Raw genomic sequence first — 23,668 nt, 5'->3', positions numbered from 1 at the left:
GCATCTTCCGTGCGGTAGAAGGAGAAAGCCCATGAAAGTCCGAACCATCATCGCCGCTACCTGCGCCGCCCTCGCAATCTCGATGGCCGGCCCCGTCTCCGCCCATGGCGAAGCTGAAACCGTCACGAAGAACTTCGAGGCGGCCATTCCCAATATCCCCGGCAAGTCACTGATCGCCGTGGAAGTCGATTACGCGCCGGGCGCGGCCTCCCCATCCCACACCCACGCGCGGTCGGCCTTCATCTACGCCTATGTAATCTCGGGTGCGATCGAGTCGAAGGTGAATGACGGCGAGACGCGCATCTATCGGGCAGGCGAGAGCTGGTCCGAACCGCCCAACGCGAGCCATCAGATCAGCCGCAATGCGAGCAAGACCCAGCCGGCGAAGCTGCTCGCTGTCTTCGTCCTCGACACCAGTGACAAAGCGCTGACCACGCCCGTCAAATAATCTTCAAGGGAAGAGCAACGTGACCAAACGCCTGGACTATAACCAAATCGCTCCGAACGGCGCCAAGGCCCTCGGTGGAGTCTATGGCTATGTCGTGCAGAGCGGCCTGCCTGCCGAGTTGGTGGACCTTGTAAATCTGCGCATCTCGCAGATCAACAACTGCGCCTATTGCCTCGACATGCACACGCGCGATCTCGCGAAGAAAGGCGTGCCGGTCGAAAAGCTCGCCCTGGTTCAGGCCTGGGAGGAAGGCGGCAACCTCTTCAGCGACACCGAGCGCGCCGCCCTGGCCTGGGCCGAGACGGTGACGCGTGTGGCCCAAACCGGTGTGCCGGACGAAGCGTACCGGGCAGCACGCGCGGTTTTCAGCGAGAAGGAGCTGGTCGACCTCACGATCGCGATCAGCCTGATGAACGCCTACAATCGCATGGCGATCAGCTTCCGCAACACGCCCCAGGCGGCAATCAAAAACGAAGCGAAGCGCACCGTACCGGCGCACTGACACCGCGAAGGAGTTCATCATGAAAATCTCTGTTGCTGGCGCCACCGGTGCGGTGGGCCTTGCCCTAGTGCGCACAGCGGGATGATCGAGTACGCCGATATCAGCGTCGACTACACGCGGCGCGGCGACCCGTCCGAACTGATCCCGGCCCTCGCCCACCTCGCCGCGCACTAGCCCGGTTCACAGAGGCTCCAGAAAGCGTGTCCGTGCGTCCAAACCAATAGGCCGGGCCATTCCAACGTGTGCATGCAAGCTGCATCTATGCCCCATGATTGCGACGTGCCCCGTCACGTCGTCGAGTGCAAAGGCTCATCAGTATAGACAGCCGCACCTTGACGGAGAATAATCCATGGAGCTTCATCAAGTTCGCTACTTCCTCGCCGTCGCGTCCACACTCAACTTCACCCGCGCAGCCGAGCAGTGCAATGTCACGCAGCCCGCGCTGACCAAGGGTGTGCAGAAGCTCGAGCAGGAACTCGGCGGCCAGTTGATCTACCGCGAACGCCAGCTGACGCAGCTCACCGACCTTGGAAAGGAAGTCCTTCCGATGCTGGAGCGCACACTGGCCTCGGCAGAGGCGGTGCGTCGCAGGGCCCAGGAGTTCCGGCGCAAGGAGGTCGCGCCATTGAAGATCGGCCTCGCCCCATCCATCTCGGCGTCGCTCGTCCTCGATCCGATCGCGGAGATCGCAAAGTTCGTCCCTGGTCTTCACGTCGAGCTGCGCGAGGGCGCGGCGGAGAAGCTCGTCGACCTCTTGCTTGAGGGGGAGATCAACGCCGCGGTAGTCGGAGACGTGCAGGACATGCCCGCCCGTATCGACGACTGGTCGCTGTTCGAGGAGCGCTACGTCGTGGTTCTCGCGCCGACACACCAGCTCGCAAACCGTCCCTCGATCGGCATCGACGACCTCCGTGAGACCGTCTTGCTGGAACGCGCCCAATGCGACGTCGCCCCGAAGATCCAGCGGTCGTACTTCCCCGAAGAACCGCCCCACCTCGGCCACTGCAGCGGTCACGACTTACACCTGCAGCACATGGCCGCCGCTGGCTTCGGCGTGATACTCGCGCCCGAGCACATGCCGCGCCTCCCGACGCTCAAGACCATTCCGCTCGAAGGCGACCCGGTTTCGCGGGAGGTGCGGCTATTGGCGGTGCAGGGGCGCCGCTACTCGCCGGCGCTGGACGCTTTCGTCAAGGTCACGCGGCTTCGCGACTGGTCGTTCGAAGTCCCCAACCGCGGCTTGCCGCACGCAACGGTCCCGGAGGTGGCGAGAGCGCCCGCATGACCACGACACGCACGCCGACCGCCAACCGCTTCCAGCCAATCGATCAGCAGCTTGACGACGCCCCACCGATGCCAAACCAGACCGACAAGACACTCGCCCAGATTCGCACCGAGCTGTTGACGACGTTCAGCGCCGCGGATTGGGAGTCATACAACCACCTCGTGGGCTGGCTCCGCGATACAGACGTGGCATCGCATGCATTGAAGGTCGGAGACGACGCACCGGACTTCCTCCTGCCGGACGCCGATGGCCGTCTCCACTCCTCTGAACAGCTACGCCGCAACGGCCCCCTCGTCCTGAGTTTCTTCCGAGGCGGCTGGTGTCCGTTCTGCACCGCTGAGCTGTGCGCCCTCCAGGCCGCGAAGGAAGAGTTCGAGAGCGTCGGCGCGACCCTCGCAGTGGTGACACCCGAGACGAGGGACTTCCCGCGGCAGCTCAAGCGGAGCCTGGGCTTGGACCTGAAGGTGCTCTCCGACGTCGACCACGGCGTTGCCATGTCGTATGGCGTACTATTCCGGGTGCCCTACGAAACCAAGGCGCACTATTCCGGGCTAGGCTTCGACTTCGGCGCCCGGCACGGGTCACCGGTCTGGATGCTACCCATTCCCGCGACCTACGTGATCGACGCAGAAGGCCGGATCCGCAGCGCGTTCGTCGAGCCTGACTTCACGATACGGGAGGAGCCGGCGCAAATCCTGGCCTCGCTGCGGCAGGCCGCTTCCACGCCCTAGTGAGGGAGGCGGAAGGTGGAAAGCGACATCCGGGACAGTCCGGCAATGAGTCGGTTTGAAATGCCCCTCGGCGACAGCGCGCTCGCAGTCGCCTACTACAAGGTCGAAGACGGTCGCGTCGTCCTGCTCCACACCGAGGTGCCACAAGAACTGTCCGGCCTGGGGTACGGATCGACGCTGGCGCATGGCGTTTTCGAAGCGTTGCGAAGCGACGGGAAAAGAGTAATCGCGAAGTGCCCCTTCATGTCTTCCTACGTAGCCCGGCACCCCGAGTACGGCGCACTCCTCGACGGCTGATCGCGGACGGATGGGACGCCGGCGCGCATAGCGCTCTTGGACGATGATACCTCGTGCCTATCGAATGCATGTCCAAAGGGAATTTCTAATTTCGTCGGCGGCGTCCGATCCTTGGGTCTGCTAGGCCGGCCGAGCGCACGCGGTCGCCTCCACAGCGATTGAAACAGTGATTGAAGCCGCTGCGCCAAGTCACCGTGCCGCGCGCGAGCAGCAAAGGAGACCCCACATGAAATTATCGAGGACTGTCGGACTGGTTGTCGCGGTCTCGCTGGTCGCTGGCGCCGTGGCGGCGCTCGCTCAGATCAGCGGAGCGGCTCCGGCCGGCCCGACCGCGAACGTGGTGGACGGCGCCGGGCATCTGCGCGTGCCGGAAGACTACCGAACCCTATACCAAGCGCTCGGCACCTGGGCGATTGCCGCCGACAGCGGCCAAGGCTCGAAGGAAATGCACACCGTCTACGTATCCCCGGGGGCGATCGACGCCTACCGGAAGACGGGGCACTTCCCGGACGGCGCCGTCCTGGTGAAAGAGGTCTTCGAGACCTCGACGAACGAGTTGACCACCGGCACAGTAAGCCACGCCGACAAGCTCAAGGGCTGGTTCGTCATGGTGAAAGACAGCAAGGGAACGCACCCCGGCAACCCGTTGTGGGGCGACGGGTGGGGATGGTCGTGGTTCGACGTGGACAAGCCGTTCAAAACCACCTCGACGGACTACCGTTCCGATTGCCAGGGGTGCCACGTGCCTGCCCAGGCCACGGACTGGATTTATGTGAGTGGATATCCCGTCCTGCGTCACTAGGCGACCGTATGCGCGGGCGCTCTCCTCTTGCCGCAGTTTCGCGGAGGCTAATGTCGAATCCCGCAAGCTGGTACTGCAAGCGGGAAGACTGAAGAGCTTATTGTGACCGTTCGTTTTCGGTTATCGACCTTTCGGGGCCGACCGACGTTCAGAGTACAGACGAGCGCATGGAGTTTGACGTGTCCTTCTCGGTCTATGACATCACGGTCCCTGTCATGGTGCACGGACTGAATGTGATGGACGACTATCTCGACCACGCCCAAGCGCTCGAGCGGACCAGGGGGATTGAGCCTGGGAGGATCCTTGGCGAGCGGCTCGTGCCCGACATGCTGACTTTCGGAGAACAGTTTTCCGTAAGCTGCAACAAGGTCGATGCGCACATGGCGAAGTTGATGCAGCGCGACGCGCCAGCACCGCACAACACCCCCATGATGTACCCGGCATTGAAAGAGCGGCTCCTTGAGACCCGCGGCTTCCTGCAAAACGTGCAGCCGGACGAGATTGCCGGCGCGCAGTCCCACACATATGAGCTGACGCCGCCCATCGTGCGCGGGTGGTTCGGCGGCGACGACTACATCCGGCACCTGGTGCTACCCGACTTCTTCTTCCACATGTCGATTGCGCACGCGATCCTTCGGCACCTCGGAGCGAAGATCGGGAAGCGCGACTACCTCGGCAACCTCAGTCAGCAAAGCGGCGGCGACTACTCGTGAGAGGCGGGTGCGCGACACGGGCCGAGGCCTTCAAGATTGTTGCTGTCATGGCCGGAATCACTCGGGCGCCGCACCTGTTCTAACGAGAGGGCTAATGCTGAAGAGAATAGCGGTCGCTGGTGTGCATTCATGGCCAACACAACTCAACTGTTCGCTCAACATCAAGTATCGGTCTATAGAATCTGCTACTGAGAGTACGCGCAAAGTCGGCCGCCCAAAGTTCGCGCCGGAGATTGCATCCTGATGGACGGCGTCGAATGTTTAACGGCGTCGAAGCGCCGCTGGGTAATGCTCTGCATCTTGCTTGGACTTGGTCTAAGTTCCCTCGGAAGCGCGATCGTGAATATCGCCTTGCCGAATATCTCGCGTTCATTCGAAAGTAGTGACGCGGCAACCGTTTGGGTCGTGAATGCCTATCAGCTTTCGGCAACGGTCTGCTTGTTGCTCGTTGCAAGTCTGGCCGAATCACTCGGTCTAGGCGCGTTTATGCCGCCGGTCTGGCTATTTTGTCCTGGCGTCGTTGGGTTGCGCTTTCGCTCCAACATTGCCGATGCTGGTGAGTGCGCTTGATTCAGGGTGTCGGAGCGGCCGGGGTTTCCGTGGCCGGCGTTGCATTTGTACGCGTGATCTATCCGCACCGCATGATCAGTAAGGGCCTCGCGTTGGTCGCATTAGCGGTGGCGATACCTGGAGCATTGGGGCCTACCATCGCGGCGACACTGCGATGATGACGGCTGGACCCATAGGGCGTAGCGGGGCCGCAGGTGGAATGAATGCTGCGGCTCGCTACGTCGGATGGTCACTTGGTTCCGCCTTGGTCTCACCGATCTTCGGCTTGGGCGGAGATCATGGCGCGGTCTTTTGTTTGGTCGCCGGAATGGCCTTCGCTCTGATGGGAGCCGCTACCAGCAGCGCTCGTCGGTTCAGATTCTAAGCCCCTCCCGAGCCGCCCGCTTTCGCCGCGGCCGGCGTCGGGGTTATTGCAGCAGTAAAAGCGCCGCCGATCGAGGCCGCAGCGGCTACGGCAAGACCGACCTCGTAGCCGGACTCGAATGACGCGACACCGGCGGCCAGTGCCACGCCGGCAAGCTGCGCAATCCGGCTTGCCGCATTGTTGATGCCGGAAGCGAGCCCTTCGTCCGTCTGGTCAACGCTCGACAGGACGGACGCGGTGAGCGGTGCCACGAGCACTGCGAAGGACAGGCCAAGCAGTGTCATGGGCCCGATCACGCCGAGCATCAGGGATTCTTCCCGGCCGAGCGCCATCCAGACATAAGCAAGCGCCGCACCTGCAGGCCCCGCGATGAGCATGGCCCGCGCTCCAATCTTGTCCGCCAACCCGCCGAACACGCCCGACAGGAGTCCGACGCCGAGCGCGAACGGCAAGAACGCCAAACCGGCACCGGTCGCCGGCAGGGCGCGGCGGTCGACGAGATCGAATGGGAGCAGGAAGAACATGATCGAAACCGCCCCATAGATCATCAGGGTCGCGACGTTCAGCCCGAGGAAGGCGCGGTTCTCCACCAGGCGAGGTGGCGTCATCGGGTGTTTGCTTCTGCGCTCCCAGAACGCATAGACGGCGAGACCGACAATGCCGAGCCCGGCGACGATAGTGAGCACGGTGCCCATTTGGGCCGGTGCGTCCGCTGCGGCCTGAGCTTCGCCGGGGCCGATCTGGCTGAGCGCCCAGGCGAGCGCGCCGAGCGCGGAAGCCAGGATCGCGGCGCCAATCACGTCGAACCTGCGCTGGATGCGGCCATCTTTAGGTGCGAAGACCAGCAGAGCTCCTACTGCTACACCCGCGATCGGCGGGTTGATCCAGAACACCGATGGCCAGCCAAAGGTCTCGGTCAGCCAACCGCCCAGGACAGGACCTCCGGCCGTGGTGAGCGCCGATGCCGCGGCCCATATGCCGATCGCCCGGTTCCGCTCCGCGCGCGGATAGGTGGCCCCGATCAGGGCGAGGCTGGCGGGGGTGACGATCGCCGCGGCCGCTCCTTGCACGACGCGGGCAGCGATCAGCCAGGTGGGCGAAGGCGCCATCGCGCAAGCCGCGGATGCCAGACCGAACAGGATGCAGCCGAGCGCGAGCATGCGCGCCTTGCCATAAACATCCGCGAGCGCGCCGCCGATCAATGTCAGTGAGGCGAGCGCCAGCATGTACCCGTTGAGAACCCATTGAACGGAGGCGAGGTCCGCACCGAAATCGGCGCGCAATCTCGGCAGCACAACGGGCAGCGCTGTCGCATCGATGAACGCCATGGAGGACGCGAGCACGCAGGCCGTCAGCACCATGCCCCGCCGAGGCGGCGCTTCCCGACCGAGCTCTCGCGGGCAGGGTTCTGCATCGATAACACCGCGGCCGCAAGGTTCTACAAACGGTTGCGCCACGTGGCGACAAGTTCGCTGTCTCCAGTTTGTAGGAGGGGGCATTTGCAGTCTCATCTTGGGTTGTAGTCGCTTCTGACAGCGGTCTCACACTGTGGCCGTCGAACCCCGGCGAGGGAAATCACCTCTCGCCATAGAATCGATAGACGATCGCTATTGCCTCGCTGCGCGGCGTGATGCCGTCGCGGCCTGCGCAACTTGCCTTGGCTTACGAACGGCAGAGGACCGTCGCGGCACAATTCCCGGCCGCTATGAAAACTATATGCACCGGCTATTGGAAAATTTTGTCCCGCGCTGCGATCAATGGGTGCCACCGTCATAGATTTCATCGAGTAACGCCCAGGGCAACTTGGGACGAATATTACTCAATTGCGTGGGAAAAAGGTATGGCCATGATGGCAACAACCGAAACGCTTCGCAGCGTCCTGCGCACTTCGCGTAGCCAACCCATCCTCAAGCTGCAATCCGCGGACCAACGAGCTTCTCTTGCCCTCGATCTTCTTTCGCTCGGAAGCCGCGCGGCACTGGGAGTCTCATTCTTGTTGTCGGTCAGCGACCGGCTCGGGTTCTACGGCAATCCAGGCGAGCGCGGGGTTTCCTGGGGAACATTCGAGCGATTTTTGGACTACGCGGCCAAGGTAAATGCGTTCGCACCAGCATGGATGATGCCCTTTCTCGGCACGGCCGCGACGGTGCTGGAGCTCCTATTTGGCGTTACGCTGGTACTCGGACTCGCGCTGCGGTGGGCGGCTTTCGGTAGCGCGGGCCTGCTCTTCCTATTCGGTGCAGCCATGGCGATCTCGTTTGGGATCAAGTCGCCATTCGACTACTCTGTATTCGCTGCGATGTGCTGCGCCCTGTTTCTGGGTCTCGCCGGCTCGAATCGATGGACCGTCGACTCTTTACTATGATGCTCCACTGGCAAAGCACTCTTCTACCTTCGGCTTCGGAAGCTACCCATGGCCGCTGGCATGAGATGTCGAACGGGCTTTTGTCGCTGGAACATATCCAGCAAAGAGGCAAATGACCGAGGAGACAATTCACATGAAGGCGATTGTTGTAACGAACCAGGCCGCGGGAACGGCCGGGATGAAGCTGGCGGAGCGGCCCGAGCCGCGGGCGGCGATCAACGACGTCGTCGTTCAGGTTCATGCATCGGGATTCACCTGGGATGAGCTGACGTGGCCCCCGACCTGGACCGATCGCCTCGATCGAGACCGAACACCGACGATCCCTGGGCACGAGTTGGCCGGCGTTGTCACCGCGCTCGGCTATGGCACGACGGGGCTGTCGGTTGGGCAGCGGGTGTTCGGCCTCACGGACTGGACTCGCGACGGCGCCCTAGCCGAGTATGCGGCCGTCGAGGCGCGCAACCTTGCGCCGCTGCCGGGCGATGTCGACTTCACGGTGGGCGCGAGCTTGCCGATGCCGGGTCTGACCGCGTGGCAGGGACTGATCGTGCACGGCCGCCTTCGGGCAGGGCAGAGCGTCCTCGCGCACGGTGCGGCCGGCGTAGTCGGTTCGATGGTGACGCAACTCGCACGTGAGGCCGGCGCCTACGTCATCGGCACCGGACGCGCTGCCGACCGTCAGGCGGTGCTCGACTTCGGCGCGAATGAGTTTGTCGACCTTGAGAACGACGCGCTTGAAGACGTCGGCGAAGTCGATCTGGTTTTCGATGTATTCGGCGGCGACATCGGGAAGCGGTCCGCAACCCTGATTCGAGCCGGAGGAACGCTGGTGACCATCGCCGGCCCGGCCGCTGCACGGCCCGCCAATGGTTTGGCGGTCGATTTCGTGGTCGAGTCCGATCGCGCCCAACTGAGTGAGATCGTCCAGCGGGTGCGGGACGGACGACTGCGGACGAACATCGGCACCATCGCGACCCTCGACGATGCCGTCGCCGCCTTTAATCGGACCGAGCGACGCAAGGGGAAGACAATTATTCGCGTTCGCCCGTGAGGACTTGGGTGCGGAGAACGGTTCTGCGCTCCTTGCCGGCTCGGCGCGCATCCAGGCGGAAGATCGGCCATGTCCCTACAGCTCGGCCGGCTCATCTAGGAGCAAGAAAGTGACACTCGATCATCAGATCTTCACGCGCTGGCCGGCGCCGTACCCATGAGGGGTTAGGTCGTGAGCAGCGCGTCCCTGATCCTGACCGACGCTGGCCTGGCGCTCTCTGAGCCTAAGGCCGTCGGCGCGCAGGGCAGCACCAAGGTGCTCGCCGCGTCGAGCCTGGGCGGCTGCCTCGTGTTCGTCAGCAGCGCCGTCGTCGCGGTCGCGCTCGCGGCGATTGGCCGAGACATGCGCCTGTCGCCGCTCGAGCTGCAGTGGGTGATGAACGCCGAGCTCTTGCCGCTCGCGGCCCTGACCTTGGTCGCTGGCGCTCTGGGTGACCGGTTCGGACAGAAGCGGATCTTCCTCGGGGGGATCGCTCTCTACGGCCTTGGCGCGGCCGCGATTGGTTTCGCACCGAGTTTCGCGCCGCTCATCGTCGGCCGCTTCCTGCAAGGCTTGGGCGAAGCCGTGATTCTGCCCAACGGCCTTTCCGTGCTTGGGCGGGCCTTTCCCGCCGACAAGAAAGCCCGTGCGGTCGGCATCTGGTCCGCCGCCGCGGCTGTCGCCAGTGGCGTGGCGCCCGCGATCGCCGGCGCAATCCTCGATCACGGGTCCTGGCGGACGACCTTTCTGATGCTCCTCCCCGTCGTCGCCAGCGCGCTGGCCGTCGGCGCCATGTGGATACCCAAGGACGCCCCGACCAGCCACGCCCGGATCGACGTCGGTGGGGCAGTCCTTTCGGCAGTCGGGCTCGGCGGGCTGGGCGCAGGGCTGACCAGCCTGACCAACGGTTCCGGTCTGAACCTTTGGGTGCTCGTCACCGTGATCGTCGGTCTGAGCGGCTTAGCCGGCCTCATCGTGACGCAACGGCGATTAGGCGACAACGCCATGTTGCCGCCGTCTCTCTTCGCCTCGCGGTCGGTCGTCGGCGCGAACCTGTTCACCGCACTCCTCTACGGGCCGTTCACGGTCATGCTAACCTTGATCCCGTTCGTGATGATCCGGGGCGCGCACCTGCCGACGCCGGTGGCGGGCCTGGCCTTCATTCCCCTGCAAGTGCTGATTACGGTCGTCTCGCCGCTCGCCGGCATGCTCTGCCGCCGGTTCGGCCGGCGCTTGCCGTTGTTCGCCGGCGGCGCCGTCGCCGCTTCGGGATGCACCATGGCGCTCCGCGTCGGTCCGAACGCGAGCTATTGGGCGGACATCTTCCCCAGCATCCTGTTGCTGGCGCTGGGCATGAGCCTGGTGATCGCACCGTTGACGACCCTCGTCCTCACCTCCGTCGAGCTCGATCGCGCCGGAACCGCGTCTGGCGTCAACAGCGCTGTCTCGCGCGCCGGGTCGCTCTTCGCCATCGCTCTGCTCGGCGGCGTCCTGCAGCAGGGCGGTCCTCAACTGTTCTCGGGATTCCACATGGCGATGGCTGTCGCCGCGGTCGCCTGCGTTCTCGCCACGCTCGCGGTGTTCATTATCGAGCCGGGGCCCCACGTCGACTTCATCCCGCGAGACTGACCCGTTCGGTGTCCGTAATCAGCAGGCCGGCAAGGCCGGGAGGAAACAATGAAGAACGAAGACCAACCTATAGGCAGAAGGAGAAAGCCCGTGAAGATCCGAACCATTATCGCCGCCACCTGCGCCGCCTTCGCCTTCTCAATGGCCGCCCATGATAGCGAAGCGCAAACCGTTACGAAGAACTTCGAGGCGGTCATTCCCAATATCCCTGGCAAGTCGCTGCTCGCCCTGGAGGTCGATTACGCGCCGGGCGCGGCCTCTCCGTCCCACACCCACGCGAAGTCAGCTTTCATCTACGCCTACGTGATCTCGGGCGTGATCGAGTCGAAGGTGAATGACGGCGAGAAGCGCATCTATCGGGCAGGTGAGAGCTGGTCGGAACCGCCGGGCGCGACCCATTCGATCAGCCGCAACGCGAGCAAGACAGAGCCGGCAAAGCTGCTCGCTGTCTTCGTCCTCGACACCAATGACAACCCGCTGACCACGCCCATCAAATAACCTACTGGCTGCGCCAGCCGAGAATCTGCGGTGATGACATCGGCCGCGAGTTTACCGCGGCCGTCATCCGCCGTGTCACCGAAAGCGGAAAATATGCTTCATGCAAATAACAGCATCTGCCGTGTTGAAAATGCATTTGCCCGAGACGTCGTCTGCGGATTATCCGCTGATGTGAAGACACTGCCGAGCCGTTGGTTATACGACGAGCGTGGGTCTGCACTTTTTGAAGAGATAACGAGGCAGGATGAGTATTACCTGACTCGAACCGAAACGTCGATCCTGCGAGAGCGGCAGAGTGACATCGCCGATTTTGTAGAGTCTGGCGCGATTCTCATCGAGTATGGTGCGGGAGCCGGCGTCAAGACGGAGCTTGTGCTGGCGGGGCTGCGCGACCCGCGAGGCTACGTGCCGATCGATATCGCCGACGGCTTCCTTGCAGAAACGTCGAAGAGGATCGCTTCGCGCTTTCCATCGCTCTCGGTTCGGCCCATCGAGCGCAATTTTCTGGATGTATTTGAGGTTCCGTTTGATGGCGCCGGCGGCGGCAGGACTGGATTTTTCCCGGGCTCGACGATGGGGAATTTGAACGCGATCGAGGCGAAGACCTTGCTTATGCAGATGGGGCGACACCTGGGCGACGACGGACGGGCAATCATCGGTGTCGATCTCCAGAAAAACGTAGATACGCTCCTGCGTGCTTACGACGACAGCGCGGGTGTGACGGCCGCTTTTAACCTCAACCTCCTTGAGCGGATCAACACCGAACTGGATGGCGACTTCTGTATCGAGCAGTTCAAGCACGTGGCGCGCTGGAACGAGATCGAGAAAGCCGTAGAGATGCACCTGGTCAGCTTATGCGATCAGCGCGTTACACTCTGTGGCCGCACGTTCCATTTCAGAACGTCGGAAACCATCCACACTGAGAGCTCCCGAAAATATACTGCCGAGAGCTTCGAGCGGCTTGCCCGCTCTGGCGGATGGAGGGTTGCCGAGGCTTGGCAGGATGCGGACGGGCTCTTCGGCCTGTTCGGACTCATTCGCTACTGACAGCCTATCGTCGAATTGCTGCACATTTCATGTGCAGGCTGAATACATCATACTTGGGCGGAAAGTCGGGTGATGACGGCGGTCAGGCGATTACCTCACATCCACACCTTTCCAGAACGCGATGTAGCCTTTGACGGCCGCTGCTGCATCGGAGGGCTTGGCGTAACACCATGCTGCGTCTTCATTAATTTTGCCATCGACGATTAGCGAATAGTAATTGGCAAGGCCCTTCCATGGACACCGGCTGGTCGTCGTGCTCGGCTTAAGATGTTGCGTATTGACGGACTCGGGCGGGAAGCAGTGGTTGCCTTCGACGACAACGGTCTTCTCCGATTCCGCTATCACTGTTCCGTTCCATGTCGCGACTGCCATTTCTCGTTCCTTTCCATGCTATGAGTTCGAACCGATACGACCCGGGCTCGAATCGTTCGACTCGATAGGTCGTCTGGTAAGGGGCGCAGATGATCTCGATCGCCTCAATGAAGCGGAGGGACGAGGAACTCATGCAGTATCCTAACCTTGTCGGCGCATACCAAAAGCTCGGACGCGTTCCCAAGAATCTTTCCTGGGTGCAAAGCTCCAAGCACCCTCGGAGATGGTCGATGCGACCGGATAGAGTTCAGATCGAGCCAGCCGGCGCTACGGCGGGAAAATCCTTCTCGGGATCGAACACGTTATTGAAAAAGTTCGTCAGGGAGTACATGGCCACCAGCGCGACGATCTCGATGACGTTCGCATCCGTGTAGCCGGCATCGCGGACGGCTTTTAGATCGGCGTCACTGACCTTGCCGCGGGTCTCGATGACTTTGCGCGCAAACTGGATGGCGGCGTCCCGCTTCGGGTCGCTGGCATGGCCTTTCCGAGCGAGAATGATTTCATTGGCCGGCAGCTTGGCCATATGATCGGCCGTAAAGCTGTGTACCGTCAGGCAGTAGTTGCAGCCATTCACTTCGGAGACAGCGAGGCCGATGCTGTCACGCGTCTTCACGTCGAGCGCCTTGCTCAAGGAGCCGAGCAGGGTGGCCCATGCGTTGAACGCGATCGGACTTGCCGCGAAGGTCGCCATCATATTTGGAGTGAACCCGACGTTCTTGGTGAACATATCGAGGGTCGGTTTCGAGTCGGCCGGCACCTGTTCCGGCTTTAGAGCTGCACATCTTGGCATCGTAGTCTCCGCAAGTTACCGGTTTAACTAATAATCAAATGAGATCCAACACATCGGCCACCGGACGGCGCGGCTTCTGCGGCCAGTTTCCCGGACGCTCCGCCCCTATTGACAACAGCATGACCGGCACTTCGCCCTCGGCCAGTCCGAACTGGCGGTGCACCGCTTCGTCATCGAAACCGATCATCGGCGTTGAACCCAAGCCCCATGAGCGGGCCACATAGATCATCGCCGCCGCGCCAAAGGTGGCGCTGCGTACTGCCTCGTCGCGCTGGCGCTGCGGATAATCCTTATACAGACCGCGTGCGGGGATCTCCCATTCCGGCACCATCTTTGCCGGCATGATGCCCGCTTCCACCACCGATGCCAGGCGCTCCGGTACGACGGCGGAATCGGCCAACTGGCCGCAGACGATGAACGTAACGGCCGCCTCAGTGATCGCGGGCTGATTCCAGGCGATCGGACGTAGCCGAGCCTTGGCTTCGGGCGTGCGTACGGCGATGAAGCGCCAGTTCTGTAAGTGGAAGGATGTCGGCGCAGTGGTTCCGATTCGCACCAGCTCGCGGATTTGGTCGTCGCTCAAGGTGGCGGCAGGGTCGTAATACTTGGCGGCGGCGCGGCTCAGGATACATTCGATGACGGCGTTGGTCATGGTGATTCCGTTAGTCATGGTAATTGCTATGGGTGAACTGATAGGTTGAGGTACGAGGGTGCTTTCGCTCTCTTTGCTGGAAATGCTGCAGCGATGGAGCCCGTTCGACATCCCGTGCCACGGTCCATGGGTAGTTTCCCAGGTTGCCGTGGGGCGCCTGATGGGACGCAGCCGGCCGCGTGCATCAAAGGTGCGTGTCGTTCACGGACGAACGCGGATGATCGTCTTCCCGCCGATCCGCTTGGTCGGATTGAAAGCAGCGACGGCATCGTCGAGGGTCGCGATGTTGCCGATGTTCGTCCGCAGTCGTCCGTCCCGCACCCGCTGAACGATCTCACCCAGTTGGGCGCGATCGGACTCAACAACGAAGTCGACCGCCAGGCCGGCGGCGGGCCGCGCCTCGCTCGGCCCGACGATGGACACCAGTGTCCCTCCAGCTCGAATCAGGCGCGCGGAACGCTTCCCGATGTCGCCGCCGATGATATCGAACACCAGATCGACGCCGCCGACGTCTTCGAGGACGTCTTTCTCGAGGTCGACGAATTCCCGCGCGCCGAAGTCGAGCGCCTTCTGACGATCGGCGGCGCGTCCGGAGCCGATGACGTAGGCGCCGGCCAATCGTGCGAGTTGCGTCACCATCGACCCGACTGCGCCGGCCGCGCCGTGCACGAGGACGCTCTGCCCTGCGTGAAGGCGGCCGTGCACGAACAGTCCCTGCCACGCGGTCAGGCCCGAGATCGGCAGGCTCGCGCCCGCCGTGAAGTCGACGTCACCCGGAAGCGGCGCCAGGTTGCGTGCTTCGACGGCCACATACTCCGCCAAGGTGCCGTCGCGAGTCCAGTCCGTGAGGCCGAACACTCGCTGTCCCACCGACAGCCCCGTCGTGCCGTAGCCGAGGGCGGTGACCACGCCGGCCAGCTCGTGCCCGGGAATCGACGGTGTACGGTCACGGTCGAGACGATCGGCCCACGTCGAGGGCCACATAAGCTCAGTCCCAACGAATCCCGATGCATGAACCTGAACGACGACGTCGTTGATCGCTGCCTGCGGCTCGGGCCGCTCCACCAGCGTCATCCCGGCTGTTCCCGCAGCCTGGTCCCTCACAACGATTGCCTTCATCGCCACCTCCTTGTGTGTGGTATATCGTCATCTTCCGAATTCCTTTGCGGGCGAAAAAAATACGACCGCGAAACTCGATGGTCCAATGACGGGTGGCTATGGAATCGATGCCATGCGGTGAGCGAAAATCAAAGCGCGTCAAACGCGGCGGTGAACCGGATCGAATGCCCCGCGAGGGCATGATTTCCGGGCGCTGAGGACGCAAGTGAGAACTGGAACGCGCGGAAGAAAACCGGTGCTGTTGGCTAAGATCAGGAGTCAGCCGGATTGTTGTCAACGAGCCGCTAATGGATAAGATCAACCACTTCTGCGACGTTCCCAAGGCCGTGGTAGGCAGGTCAAATTACGCGTCAGTCGGCGGCTAATATCGGCGTACTCGGCGATCTCTTCTGGGCTTGTTACGTACCGAGCTGGCATCGTCAGTGCCGAGCTCGACTCGCCGTTCACGACGGCAAGGTCGAGACCACATTCTATTTCACCGGCGCGCAACTCTCGGGATAGCTTTCAACGCAGGCCGAACGCGCGAGCGACGATCGCCAGTCAGTGGAGAAACCAGAGTCACGGGTTTACGGAACTTGAGAGCTCGCGGGCATGACAGGCTGCTGGTGCCCCGGTGCAGTGATCGACGGTACGAGAGATGCTCAATCCGGATCGATATACGGGATCTGGAGTTCAGCCAGATCATCCTCGTAGCTGGCCTGAGTGCTTGCGTTGTGGCCCGAAGTAGTGGTGTCCGGGCGTGTGTGTATATCCGCGCTAATGCCGAGAATTTCGCCAACGGGGCAGAGGTTTGCGGCTTCCAGCAAGAATGCGCGCTGTTGCGCGTCGAGTTCTCCCTCCAGCACGAGAGTGCGCTCGAACGAATCTCGTTCGCCCCGGGCGCCGTGGTGGAAGCTGACGCTCACTTCTACCCGCTCCAACGGAAATTCTCGGCGCCGGGCGTGAAAACGAACAGTCATAGCGGTGCATGCAGCGAGAGACGCGCCAAGAAGGTCGTAAGGATTGGGACCGGGAGATATGTGGCCGGCTCCATCTGGGCCGCCGATGGGAAACTGAGATGCGTCGACACGACCAACAAGCGCGCCATGATGGGTGGGATCGCTCGCGACGACAACTTCGCGGATCTTGGTCATGATTAGGTCCCGATCGTTCGAATGATTAATCCGCCGGCTTCGACGAGTGTGTAGCGCAAAACGAGCCTCAGAGTTTTGTGCGAGATCTCAGCGCCGCGTCCGCTTCAGCCAGTGCGTTGAGCAACTAAATCCGGCGACCATTCGGGTAAAGCTATCATATCCATAATCGCCCGGAATGCTCAGTGAAGTCAGTGTCGAAGCTCCACGACTAGGAAAATCCGTGAAGGCACATGCAGCGGGCTTGATGGTCTTCCCGCTCACGAACGGTGCATTGACTTCCAGCGAGCCGAAGTCACGCTCGTGCGGCGAGCGGCGATAACGACCGTTTATCGACTCCATGGCGAGAGGTGATTTCCGTCGCCGGCGTTGCGAGGTCATTCTCCAAAGCATCGTCGAGCCGACACTTGCGGTTCCGCGATCGATAAGCGGAAAACGATAGAAGATCAAAAAGGGCAGTGGGTCGATATGCAAAGCAACGACGTAATTGAAATCGTCGCGCCATGGGCACGCTGACATTACGAGAAAGTGCTTTGGCAAGCGTTCGACTCCAATTTGACGACGAAGCGGTTGGGCCAAGGTTCGAGTCTCGGTCTCGGCCAGGTTCAGCGATTTGTCCGAGAGAGCGGCCGCGCCATTGAAATCAAGTTCGAGATCGTCATCGGAAACTGCGGTGCGAATGCTGCTGCCTGTATTGAGACCGGCCGGCGGTAACAGTGCGACCTGGTCCAATTTAATCGCAACATTCTAGGTCCTTGGAGAGACGGAAGTGAGTACGACTGACAGAACGGAGCATCCCGCTCCGGCGACCCGGCTTGATCGCGGTTCGTTTCGTCGCCTTCCACGATGCGGCGGCGCACCGATCGGCATGCTGTTCGCGCTGGCGCTCGCCGGCTGTAACGAGAAGGCGCAATCGCAGGCGGCCGCGGCCCCGCCGCCGGTGACAGTCGCGCAACCGGTCAAGCGTACGGTCACCGACTGGGACGAGTTCACCGGCCGCTTCGAGGCGATACAGGAGGTTCAGGTCCGCGCCCGCGTCGGCGGCTTCGTCAACAGTGTAGAGTTCAAGGATGGCGCGATCGTCCATGCCGGCGATCTGCTCTACACCATCGACCCGCGTCCGTTCGAGGCGGTGGCGCTGCAGGCAGAGGGACAGCTTGCGGATGCGCGCGCCAAGGCGGAGCTTGCCAAGCGCGAACTCGACCGTGGGCTGACTCTGGTCCAGACCAGTGCAGTTTCCGAACAGGTCGTCGACCAGCGCCGTCAAGCCTTGCAGGCGGCTCACGCGGCCGAGACGCAGGCCGAGGGTACGCTGAAGGCCGCGCAGCTCAACGTCGAATTCACCCACGTGCTGGCGCCGATCACCGGCCGCGTCAGCCGCCATTTGGTGACCCTCGGTAACCTCGTGCAGGGCAGCGAGGGCGGTGCGACGCTGCTCACCTCGATCGTATCGCTCGATCCGATCTACATCTATTTCGATGTCGACGAGGCGACCTATCAGCGCAATAGCCGGCTGTGGTTCGAAGGCAAGCGGCCGAGCTCGCGCGACACGCCGAACCCGGTGCAGGTGACACTGACCGGCGAGACAAAGCCCTCGCATGAGGGGAAGATGGACTTCCTCGACAATCGACTGGACGTCTCGACCGCGACGCTGCGCAGCCGCGCCGTGATCCCGAACAAGGATCTTTCGATCCTGCCCGGGCAGTTCGGCCGCGTCCGAATCATCGGCTCCGCGCCGTACGAGGCGCTGCTGATTCCGGACACCGCTGTGGCCACGGACCAGTCGCGCAAGATCGTGTTCGTGGTCAAGGAAGACAACACGGTGGAGGCAAGGCCGGTTGTGCTCGGGCCGCTCGACGAAGGGCTGCGCGTGATTCGTGAGGGCCTCAAGGCTGAGGATCACGTCATCGTCGACGGGCTGCAGCGTGCCCGCGTCGGCGCCAAGGTGACGCCGAAAATGGTGCAGGCGCCGGCAGCCGACAAGGCTCTGGCAGGCGACAGGCCAGCAGGTGCCAAGCCATGAATCTCGGAAGGCTCTCCATCAACCAGCCCATCCTGGCGATGGTGCTGTCGATCGTGCTTTTGATCGTCGGCGCGATCGCCTACCAGACGCTGCCGGTCTCGGAATATCCGCAGGTGGCGCCGCCGACCGTTACCGTCACCACGCAATATCCGGGCGCCTCGGCGCAGACCGTATCCGACACCGTCGCCGCCCCGATCGAGCAGGAGATCAACGGCGTCGAGGACATGCTGTATCTCTACAGCCAGGCGACCTCGAACGGCCAGCTCACCATCACCGTCACCTTCAAGCTCGGCACCGACCTCGACAAGGCCCAGGTGCTGGTGCAAAACCGCGTCGCGATCGCGCAGCCGCGGCTGCCCGAGGAGGTGCAGCGCAACGGCGTCGTCACCCGCAAGAATTCGCCCGATATCCTGATGGCCGTGTTCGTGCTGTCGCCCGACGACACGTTCGATCAGCTCTACATTTCCAACTACGCGTTGCTGCAGGTCCGCGATCAGCTTTTGCGGCTCGACGGCGTCGGCGACATCCAGATGTTCGGCGCGCGCGACTACTCAATGCGGTTGTGGCTCGATCCCGACCGGATCGCCAATCTCGGTCTGACATCGAGCGAGGTGCTGGCAGCGATCCGCGCCCAGAACCTGCAGATCACCGGCGGACAGATCGCGGAACCGCCGATCGCCGATCGTGCAATCCAGCCGAACCTCGTCTTCACTGGCCGTCTCAAAGATATCAGGCAGTTCGAGGACATCGTGGTGAAGGCCGGCTCCGACGGCCGTACTGTGCGGCTGCGCGACATCGCCCGGGTCGAGCTCGGTGCGCTGTCCTACGCCACCAGCAGCCGCATACTGCGCAAGTCGGCCGTCGCAATGGTGGTGACGCAACGGCCCGGATCGAACGCGCTCGCCACAGCGAGGGCAATCTCCACCACCATGGCGAAGCTGAAGGAGAGTTTTCCGAAGGGGCTCGACTACAATATCGGTTACAACCCCACCGAATTCATCGCCCAATCGGTCCATGAGCTGATTAAGACGGTCTACGAGGCGATGGCGCTCGTCGTCATCGTGGTGCTTGTGTTTTTGCAGGGGTGGCGGCCTGCGATCATCCCGATCATCGCGATCCCGGTGTCGCTGGTCGGCACCTTCGCGGTGATGGCGGCACTCGGATTCTCGATCAATAATTTGACGCTGTTCGGTCTGGTTCTCGCGGTCGGCATCGTGGTCGACGACGCCATCGTGGTCGTCGAGAATGTCGAGCGACATCTCCAGCTCGGTATGAGCCGGCGCGAGGCGGCGCTCAAGACCATGGAGGAGGTCGGCGGCGCGCTGGTCTCGATCGCACTCGTGCTCTGCGCGGTGTTCGTGCCGACAGCCTTCCTGGGCGGCATCTCCGGGCAGTTCTTCCAGCAATTCGCCGTCACCATCGCGGTCGCGACCGCGATCTCCTGCTTCTGCTCGCTGACGCTGTCGCCGGCACTGGCCTCGCAGATCCTTACTCCGCACGAGGAGAAACGTCCGCCGGCGCGCTGGAACATCATTGCGCGCGGCTGGGACGGCTTCACCGCGCTGTTCAACCGCATCTTCGATCGCCTGGCGCATGGCTACGCGGCCGCCGCCGACTTCGTGATCCGGCATACGGTGGTGATGCTTGTGATCTATCTCGCGCTGATCGGCAGCGCCGGCTGGCTGCTCGCCACCACCTCGCAGGGCTTCATTCCCGCGCAGGATCGCGGTTACCTCATCATCTCGGTGCAATTGCCAGGCGCCGCGTCGCTGGCGCGGACCACCGCGGTGGTGCGCGAAATCGAGCGGATTGCGTTGGATACGCCAGGTATCGTCCGTGTCGGGGCGTTCAGCGGCTTCTCCGGCGCGACGCGCACGCAGGCCGGCAACGCCGCGGCGTTGTTCCCGGTGTTCGACGAGCCGGAGGCACGGCAGAAGAAGGGATTGTCGGCCAACGCGATCACGGCCGATCTGCGCAAGCGGCTGTCGGTGATCCAGGGCGCTTTCATCATCGTCATTCCACCGCCCGCGGTGCCAGGCATCGGCACCGGCGGCGGCTTCACCATCCGCATCCAGGATCGACAAGGGCGCGGTCCCGAGCGGCTCGCAGCCGCGACCGACGAGCTCGTTGCCGCCGCGCGGAAGTCGCCAAACCTGACCTCGGTGTTCTCGCCGTTCACGGCGAATACGCCGCAGCTGTTCATCGATATCGATCGCGTCAAGGCGCAGAAGCTCGGCGTCCCCATCGCCAACATCACCGACACGATCGAGACTTACTTCGGCTCGACCTATGTCAACGACTTCAACCTGTTCGGACGCACCTATCACGTCACCGCGCAGGCCGATCTCCCATTCCGCAAGGAGACCTCCGATCTCGCGCGGCTGCGTACCCGCAACGCGGCCGGCGACATGGTGATGCTCGGCAGCATCGTGGACTTCAAGGACACCTCGGGACCCGATCGTGTCGCGCGCTACAATCTCTACTCGGCGTCCGAGCTGCAGGGTGAGCCGGCACCGGGCGTGAGCTCGACGACGGCGCTCAACACCATCAAGCAACTGGCCGACGAAACATTGCCGAGCGGCTTTTCCTTCGAATGGACCGATCTGTCCTATCAACAGGTGACGGGTGGTAATGCTGGCCTCTATGTGTTCCCGATCTGTGTGCTGTTCGTCTATCTGGTGCTGGCGGCGCAATATGGTAGCTGGACGCTGCCGTTCGCGGTGATCCTGATCGTGCCAATGTGCCTGCTCGCAGCGACCATCGGCGTGCGCATCATGGGGCAGGACGTCAACATCCTGACCCAGATCGGCTTCGTCGTGCTGGTGGGACTGGCGGCCAAGAACGCGATCCTGATCGTCGAGTTCGCGCGCGATATCGAGAACGAGGGCAAGCCGCGGCTGGAGGCTGTCATCGAGGCCTGCCGGCTCCGCCTGCGGCCGATCCTGATGACCTCGTTCGCCTTCATCCTCGGCGTGCTGCCGCTGGTGGTGTCGACCGGTTCCGGCTCGGAGATGCGCCAGGCGGTCGGCGTCGCCGTGTTCTTCGGCATGCTCGGCGTCACGCTGTTCGGCCTGATCTTCACGCCGATCTTCTACATGGTGGTGCGCAACCTCGCGGAAGGCAAGAACGAGGGCAAGTCGACCCAGACGACGGCGGCCACGGCCGCGGCGGGGTGAGTTGCGGGCTGTGAGGAGACCATAAAAATGAAATCGGGCAACCGGAGGTCGTTGTGATCAAATACCGCCGGGAGTGTTTGCACGAATGGTTGGGCACTAATCTCAGCAAGCGCGGACAAACACTCCAGCCTTATGTCAGTAAACCTCATGGATGTCCGTATGCTTTTCCTGTTCATCACTGCAGCCGTCGTGTTTCGCGTCGCCATGCTCGTGGTTTCGATGCGGAACGAAAGGGCGCTTCGAAAGGACGGGGCCGTCGAGTACGGCGAGAGGAACTCGCGTTGGCTCGCCTTGGCGCATATCGCCTTCTATGTCGCAGCTTCAATTGAAGGCATCGCCCGTGCGGCCTCTTTCGACCCCATCACCATCATGGGACTAGTTCTCTACGTCTTCGGGGTCGGGATGCTGTTGGTTGTATCGCATCTGCTCGGCCGCCTGTGGACGGTGAAGCTGATGATCGCCCGGAACCATGTGCTGGTGAAACACCCGCTTTTCCGGTGGGTTCGCCACCCGAACTACTATCTCAACATTCTTCCGGAGCTGGTCGGTTTCGCGCTTGTGCAACACGCCTATTTCACTCTCGTGGTCGGGTTGGCGATCTATGCCGTTCCGCTGGCCATACGCATATTTCAGGAGGAAAAGGCGATGCGCGAGCACTTCCCCGGTTACTGACCAGAGTGCACGGCAGCAAATGGCCGAGCGGGCCCTTAACGAGCCAGCCAGATGATCCCTGCAAACAAAAAGAGACCTAATCATCCGCAGCTTGCTGCATTCGCGCTGGCTCTCGGCATCTTCGTCATCGATACGCTCACCCCTTTCGAGTTTGCCGTCGCGGTGCTCTATGTTTTCGTCGTGCTGGTTTCGACAATCGGTCTCAACCGTCGTAGCGTCATGGTCGCCGCCGCGGGATCCACAGTGCTGACCATATTGAGCCTGGTGCTGGTGCATGGTCCGAGGTTCCCGGATGCGGCGATCCTCCGAGCTGCCATGGGTCTTGCGGCTATCGGCATTACCACGTTCCTCGCCTTGCAGAATATTTCGGCGAATGAGCGGCTTTCAGCGAGCCAGCGACAGCGTGCGAATCTGGCACGATTCTTTGCACCGGAGCTGGTGGATGAAGTTGCGGAGATGGACACGCCGCTTTCCCTTACCCACCATCAGCCGGCAGCCGTGCTGTTCGTCGACATGGTAGGCTTCACAGCATATTGTGCGAGGCTGGCACCGGAGAATGTGATCGCGTTTCTGCGCGACCTGCAGGCGCTGCTGAGCAAGTGCGTTTTCTCCGAGAATGGCTACATCGACAAATTCCTCGGCGACGGGCTGATGGCGGTGTTCGGTGCGCCGCTGCCGTGCTCGACCGATGCCACCAACGCAGCTCGCGGCGCGCTCAAGATCCTGCACTCGATCGCCGACTGGAATAAGCGACGCCTTCAATCCGGTGATGAGGAGATACGCATGGCTGTCGGAATTCACCACGGTCCGATCGTGCAAGGTGACATCGGCAGCGAAAGCAGGCTCGAACTGACCGTGGTCGGCGATACGGTCAATATCGCCAGCCGAGTCGAAGCGTCCTGCCGCACTCTCGGCTTCGACTTGCTCGTCACAGCCTCATTCATCGATGCGCTCCATGCGGAGGGTAGCGGCGATCTAGCACGGATGTTTGCCGACCTGGGTCGTCATGCGCTGCGTGGTCGCGCCGAGCCGATCCATCTTTACGGGATCACGTGGCCTGTGTCGGGAACTGACTCGCAACGATAGACCCGCAAAAGGTTGATTAAAAGCGCGAGCTGTTCGGCATGCTGGACGCCGGAAATGACCACCGCTATCGCGATTGCCCTGGTGCGGGCTGCCGAAACCTGATGGCCTCCGGCCGAGTTGAGAAAGGCGTTAACCGCTGGACAACACCCCGGAGCTTCTGTCAGCCCAATCAAGACGGCGCAAAATCCTCGTCGGCGTCGATGCTGCGCCGCGGTCCGCTCCTTTTAATCTTCTATTGCGGCAGTTGGTGTCCCGCATGCAATCTCGACTTAAGGGCGCTCGAAGAGGTTCGCCCGTTAATCTAGGCACGTGGCGGTTCGCTGATCGCCATCTCGTCTCAGACAATTGAAGAGAATAAAAACTC

General features: G+C 62.3%; 24 protein-coding genes. 17 read left to right on the top strand and 7 right to left on the bottom strand.

Annotated features, from left to right (window positions below; genetic code table 11):
* Positions 1-31: 31 nt before the first annotated feature.
* The 8 genes from LMTR21_RS38030 (at position 32) to LMTR21_RS37990 (ending at position 5,348) form a co-directional block, all read left to right on the top strand.
* Positions 32-448 (top strand): cupin domain-containing protein, encoded by a 417-nt coding sequence (locus tag LMTR21_RS38030; protein WP_065752353.1) that lies wholly within the window; start codon positions 32-34, stop codon positions 446-448.
* A gap of 19 nt (positions 449-467) precedes the next feature.
* Positions 468-950: a carboxymuconolactone decarboxylase family protein gene (locus LMTR21_RS38025; protein WP_065752352.1), complete on the top strand. Its 483-nt coding sequence runs from the start codon at positions 468-470 to the stop codon at positions 948-950.
* A 349-nt stretch (positions 951-1,299) separates the two neighbouring features.
* A complete protein-coding gene (locus LMTR21_RS38015; RefSeq protein WP_065752351.1) occupies positions 1,300-2,235 on the top strand; it encodes a LysR family transcriptional regulator in 936 nt (311 codons plus the stop codon).
* Positions 2,232-2,966 carry a peroxiredoxin-like family protein gene (locus LMTR21_RS38010; RefSeq protein WP_065752350.1) on the top strand — a complete coding sequence of 245 codons (735 nt, stop codon included), beginning with the start codon at positions 2,232-2,234 and terminating at the stop codon, positions 2,964-2,966. Before LMTR21_RS38015 ends, LMTR21_RS38010 begins: the two co-directional genes overlap by 4 nt.
* Positions 2,967-2,981: 15 nt before the next feature.
* Positions 2,982-3,263: a GNAT family N-acetyltransferase gene (locus tag LMTR21_RS38005; protein ID WP_246174985.1), complete on the top strand. Its 282-nt coding sequence runs from the start codon at positions 2,982-2,984 to the stop codon at positions 3,261-3,263.
* Positions 3,264-3,489: 226 nt separating this feature from the next.
* Positions 3,490-4,065, top strand: a complete 576-nt coding sequence (locus LMTR21_RS38000; RefSeq protein WP_065752348.1) for a cytochrome P460 family protein — start codon at positions 3,490-3,492, stop codon at positions 4,063-4,065.
* Between the two features lie 167 nt (positions 4,066-4,232).
* Positions 4,233-4,778 carry a DUF1993 domain-containing protein gene (locus tag LMTR21_RS37995; protein ID WP_084030556.1) on the top strand — a complete coding sequence of 182 codons (546 nt, stop codon included), beginning with the start codon at positions 4,233-4,235 and terminating at the stop codon, positions 4,776-4,778.
* A gap of 243 nt (positions 4,779-5,021) precedes the next feature.
* Entirely contained in the window at positions 5,022-5,348 is a 327-nt protein-coding gene (locus LMTR21_RS37990; RefSeq protein WP_141688242.1) for an MFS transporter, read from the top strand.
* A 360-nt stretch (positions 5,349-5,708) separates the two neighbouring features.
* Here the strand turns inward: LMTR21_RS37990 and LMTR21_RS37985 are convergent, their stop codons facing one another.
* On the bottom strand, positions 5,709-7,040 hold the full coding sequence (locus tag LMTR21_RS37985) for an MFS transporter (RefSeq protein ID WP_246174984.1): 1,332 nt from the start codon (positions 7,038-7,040) through the stop codon (positions 5,709-5,711).
* Between the two features lie 512 nt (positions 7,041-7,552).
* Between LMTR21_RS37985 and LMTR21_RS37980 the strand changes: the two genes are divergently transcribed.
* The 5 genes from LMTR21_RS37980 (at position 7,553) to egtD (ending at position 12,281) form a co-directional block, all read left to right on the top strand.
* Entirely contained in the window at positions 7,553-8,077 is a 525-nt protein-coding gene (locus tag LMTR21_RS37980; RefSeq protein WP_084030555.1) for a hypothetical protein, read from the top strand.
* 133 nt (positions 8,078-8,210) lie between these two features.
* Positions 8,211-9,128 (top strand): NADP-dependent oxidoreductase, encoded by a 918-nt coding sequence (locus LMTR21_RS37975; protein WP_065752346.1) that lies wholly within the window; start codon positions 8,211-8,213, stop codon positions 9,126-9,128.
* Positions 9,129-9,299: 171 nt separating this feature from the next.
* Positions 9,300-10,736 (top strand): MFS transporter, encoded by a 1,437-nt coding sequence (locus LMTR21_RS37970; RefSeq protein ID WP_065752345.1) that lies wholly within the window; start codon positions 9,300-9,302, stop codon positions 10,734-10,736.
* A 90-nt stretch (positions 10,737-10,826) separates the two neighbouring features.
* Positions 10,827-11,234 (top strand): cupin domain-containing protein, encoded by a 408-nt coding sequence (locus LMTR21_RS37965; protein WP_065752344.1) that lies wholly within the window; start codon positions 10,827-10,829, stop codon positions 11,232-11,234.
* Between the two features lie 33 nt (positions 11,235-11,267).
* Positions 11,268-12,281 (top strand): L-histidine N(alpha)-methyltransferase, encoded by a 1,014-nt coding sequence (gene egtD / locus LMTR21_RS37960; protein ID WP_246174983.1) that lies wholly within the window; start codon positions 11,268-11,270, stop codon positions 12,279-12,281.
* Positions 12,282-12,371: 90 nt separating this feature from the next.
* On the opposite strand, the gene LMTR21_RS37955 is transcribed toward egtD, so the two are convergent.
* The 6 genes from LMTR21_RS37955 to LMTR21_RS37930 form a co-directional block, all read right to left on the bottom strand.
* Positions 12,372-12,653 carry a DUF427 domain-containing protein gene (locus LMTR21_RS37955; protein ID WP_065752342.1) on the bottom strand — a complete coding sequence of 94 codons (282 nt, stop codon included), beginning with the start codon at positions 12,651-12,653 and terminating at the stop codon, positions 12,372-12,374.
* Between the two features lie 247 nt (positions 12,654-12,900).
* On the bottom strand, positions 12,901-13,446 hold the full coding sequence (locus tag LMTR21_RS37950; RefSeq protein ID WP_065752341.1) for a carboxymuconolactone decarboxylase family protein: 546 nt from the start codon (positions 13,444-13,446) through the stop codon (positions 12,901-12,903).
* A gap of 34 nt (positions 13,447-13,480) precedes the next feature.
* Positions 13,481-14,116 carry a nitroreductase family protein gene (locus tag LMTR21_RS37945; RefSeq protein WP_065752340.1) on the bottom strand — a complete coding sequence of 212 codons (636 nt, stop codon included), beginning with the start codon at positions 14,114-14,116 and terminating at the stop codon, positions 13,481-13,483.
* Positions 14,117-14,299: 183 nt separating this feature from the next.
* Entirely contained in the window at positions 14,300-15,217 is a 918-nt protein-coding gene (locus tag LMTR21_RS37940) for an NADP-dependent oxidoreductase (RefSeq protein ID WP_065752419.1), read from the bottom strand.
* Between the two features lie 641 nt (positions 15,218-15,858).
* Positions 15,859-16,350: an OsmC family protein gene (locus LMTR21_RS37935; RefSeq protein ID WP_084030554.1), complete on the bottom strand. Its 492-nt coding sequence runs from the start codon at positions 16,348-16,350 to the stop codon at positions 15,859-15,861.
* A gap of 87 nt (positions 16,351-16,437) precedes the next feature.
* The gene (locus LMTR21_RS37930; protein WP_141688241.1) at positions 16,438-17,079 is read right to left on the bottom strand and encodes a hypothetical protein; all 642 of its coding nucleotides are present in this window, start codon (positions 17,077-17,079) and stop codon (positions 16,438-16,440) included.
* Positions 17,080-17,209: 130 nt separating this feature from the next.
* Here LMTR21_RS37930 and LMTR21_RS37925 point away from each other — a divergent pair, with 130 nt between their 5' ends.
* The 4 genes from LMTR21_RS37925 to LMTR21_RS37910 all read left to right on the top strand — a co-directional run bounded on the left by LMTR21_RS37925 (position 17,210) and on the right by LMTR21_RS37910 (position 23,304).
* A complete protein-coding gene (locus LMTR21_RS37925) occupies positions 17,210-18,370 on the top strand; it encodes an efflux RND transporter periplasmic adaptor subunit (RefSeq protein ID WP_430642613.1) in 1,161 nt (386 codons plus the stop codon).
* A complete protein-coding gene (locus tag LMTR21_RS37920; RefSeq protein ID WP_065752336.1) occupies positions 18,367-21,546 on the top strand; it encodes an efflux RND transporter permease subunit in 3,180 nt (1,059 codons plus the stop codon). The genes LMTR21_RS37925 and LMTR21_RS37920 overlap by 4 nt, the downstream gene beginning before the upstream one ends.
* A 159-nt stretch (positions 21,547-21,705) precedes the next feature.
* Positions 21,706-22,218, top strand: a complete 513-nt coding sequence (locus tag LMTR21_RS37915) for an isoprenylcysteine carboxyl methyltransferase family protein (RefSeq protein WP_065752418.1) — start codon at positions 21,706-21,708, stop codon at positions 22,216-22,218.
* Between the two features lie 51 nt (positions 22,219-22,269).
* Entirely contained in the window at positions 22,270-23,304 is a 1,035-nt protein-coding gene (locus LMTR21_RS37910; protein ID WP_065752335.1) for an adenylate/guanylate cyclase domain-containing protein, read from the top strand.
* Positions 23,305-23,668 lie beyond the last annotated feature (364 nt).

It is taken from the genome of Bradyrhizobium paxllaeri (assembly GCF_001693515.2).
Classification (GTDB): Bacteria; Pseudomonadota; Alphaproteobacteria; order Rhizobiales; family Xanthobacteraceae; genus Bradyrhizobium; species Bradyrhizobium paxllaeri.
The sequence above is the reverse complement of the archived record's forward strand: the minus strand, read 5'-3'. Positions and strand labels throughout refer to the sequence as shown.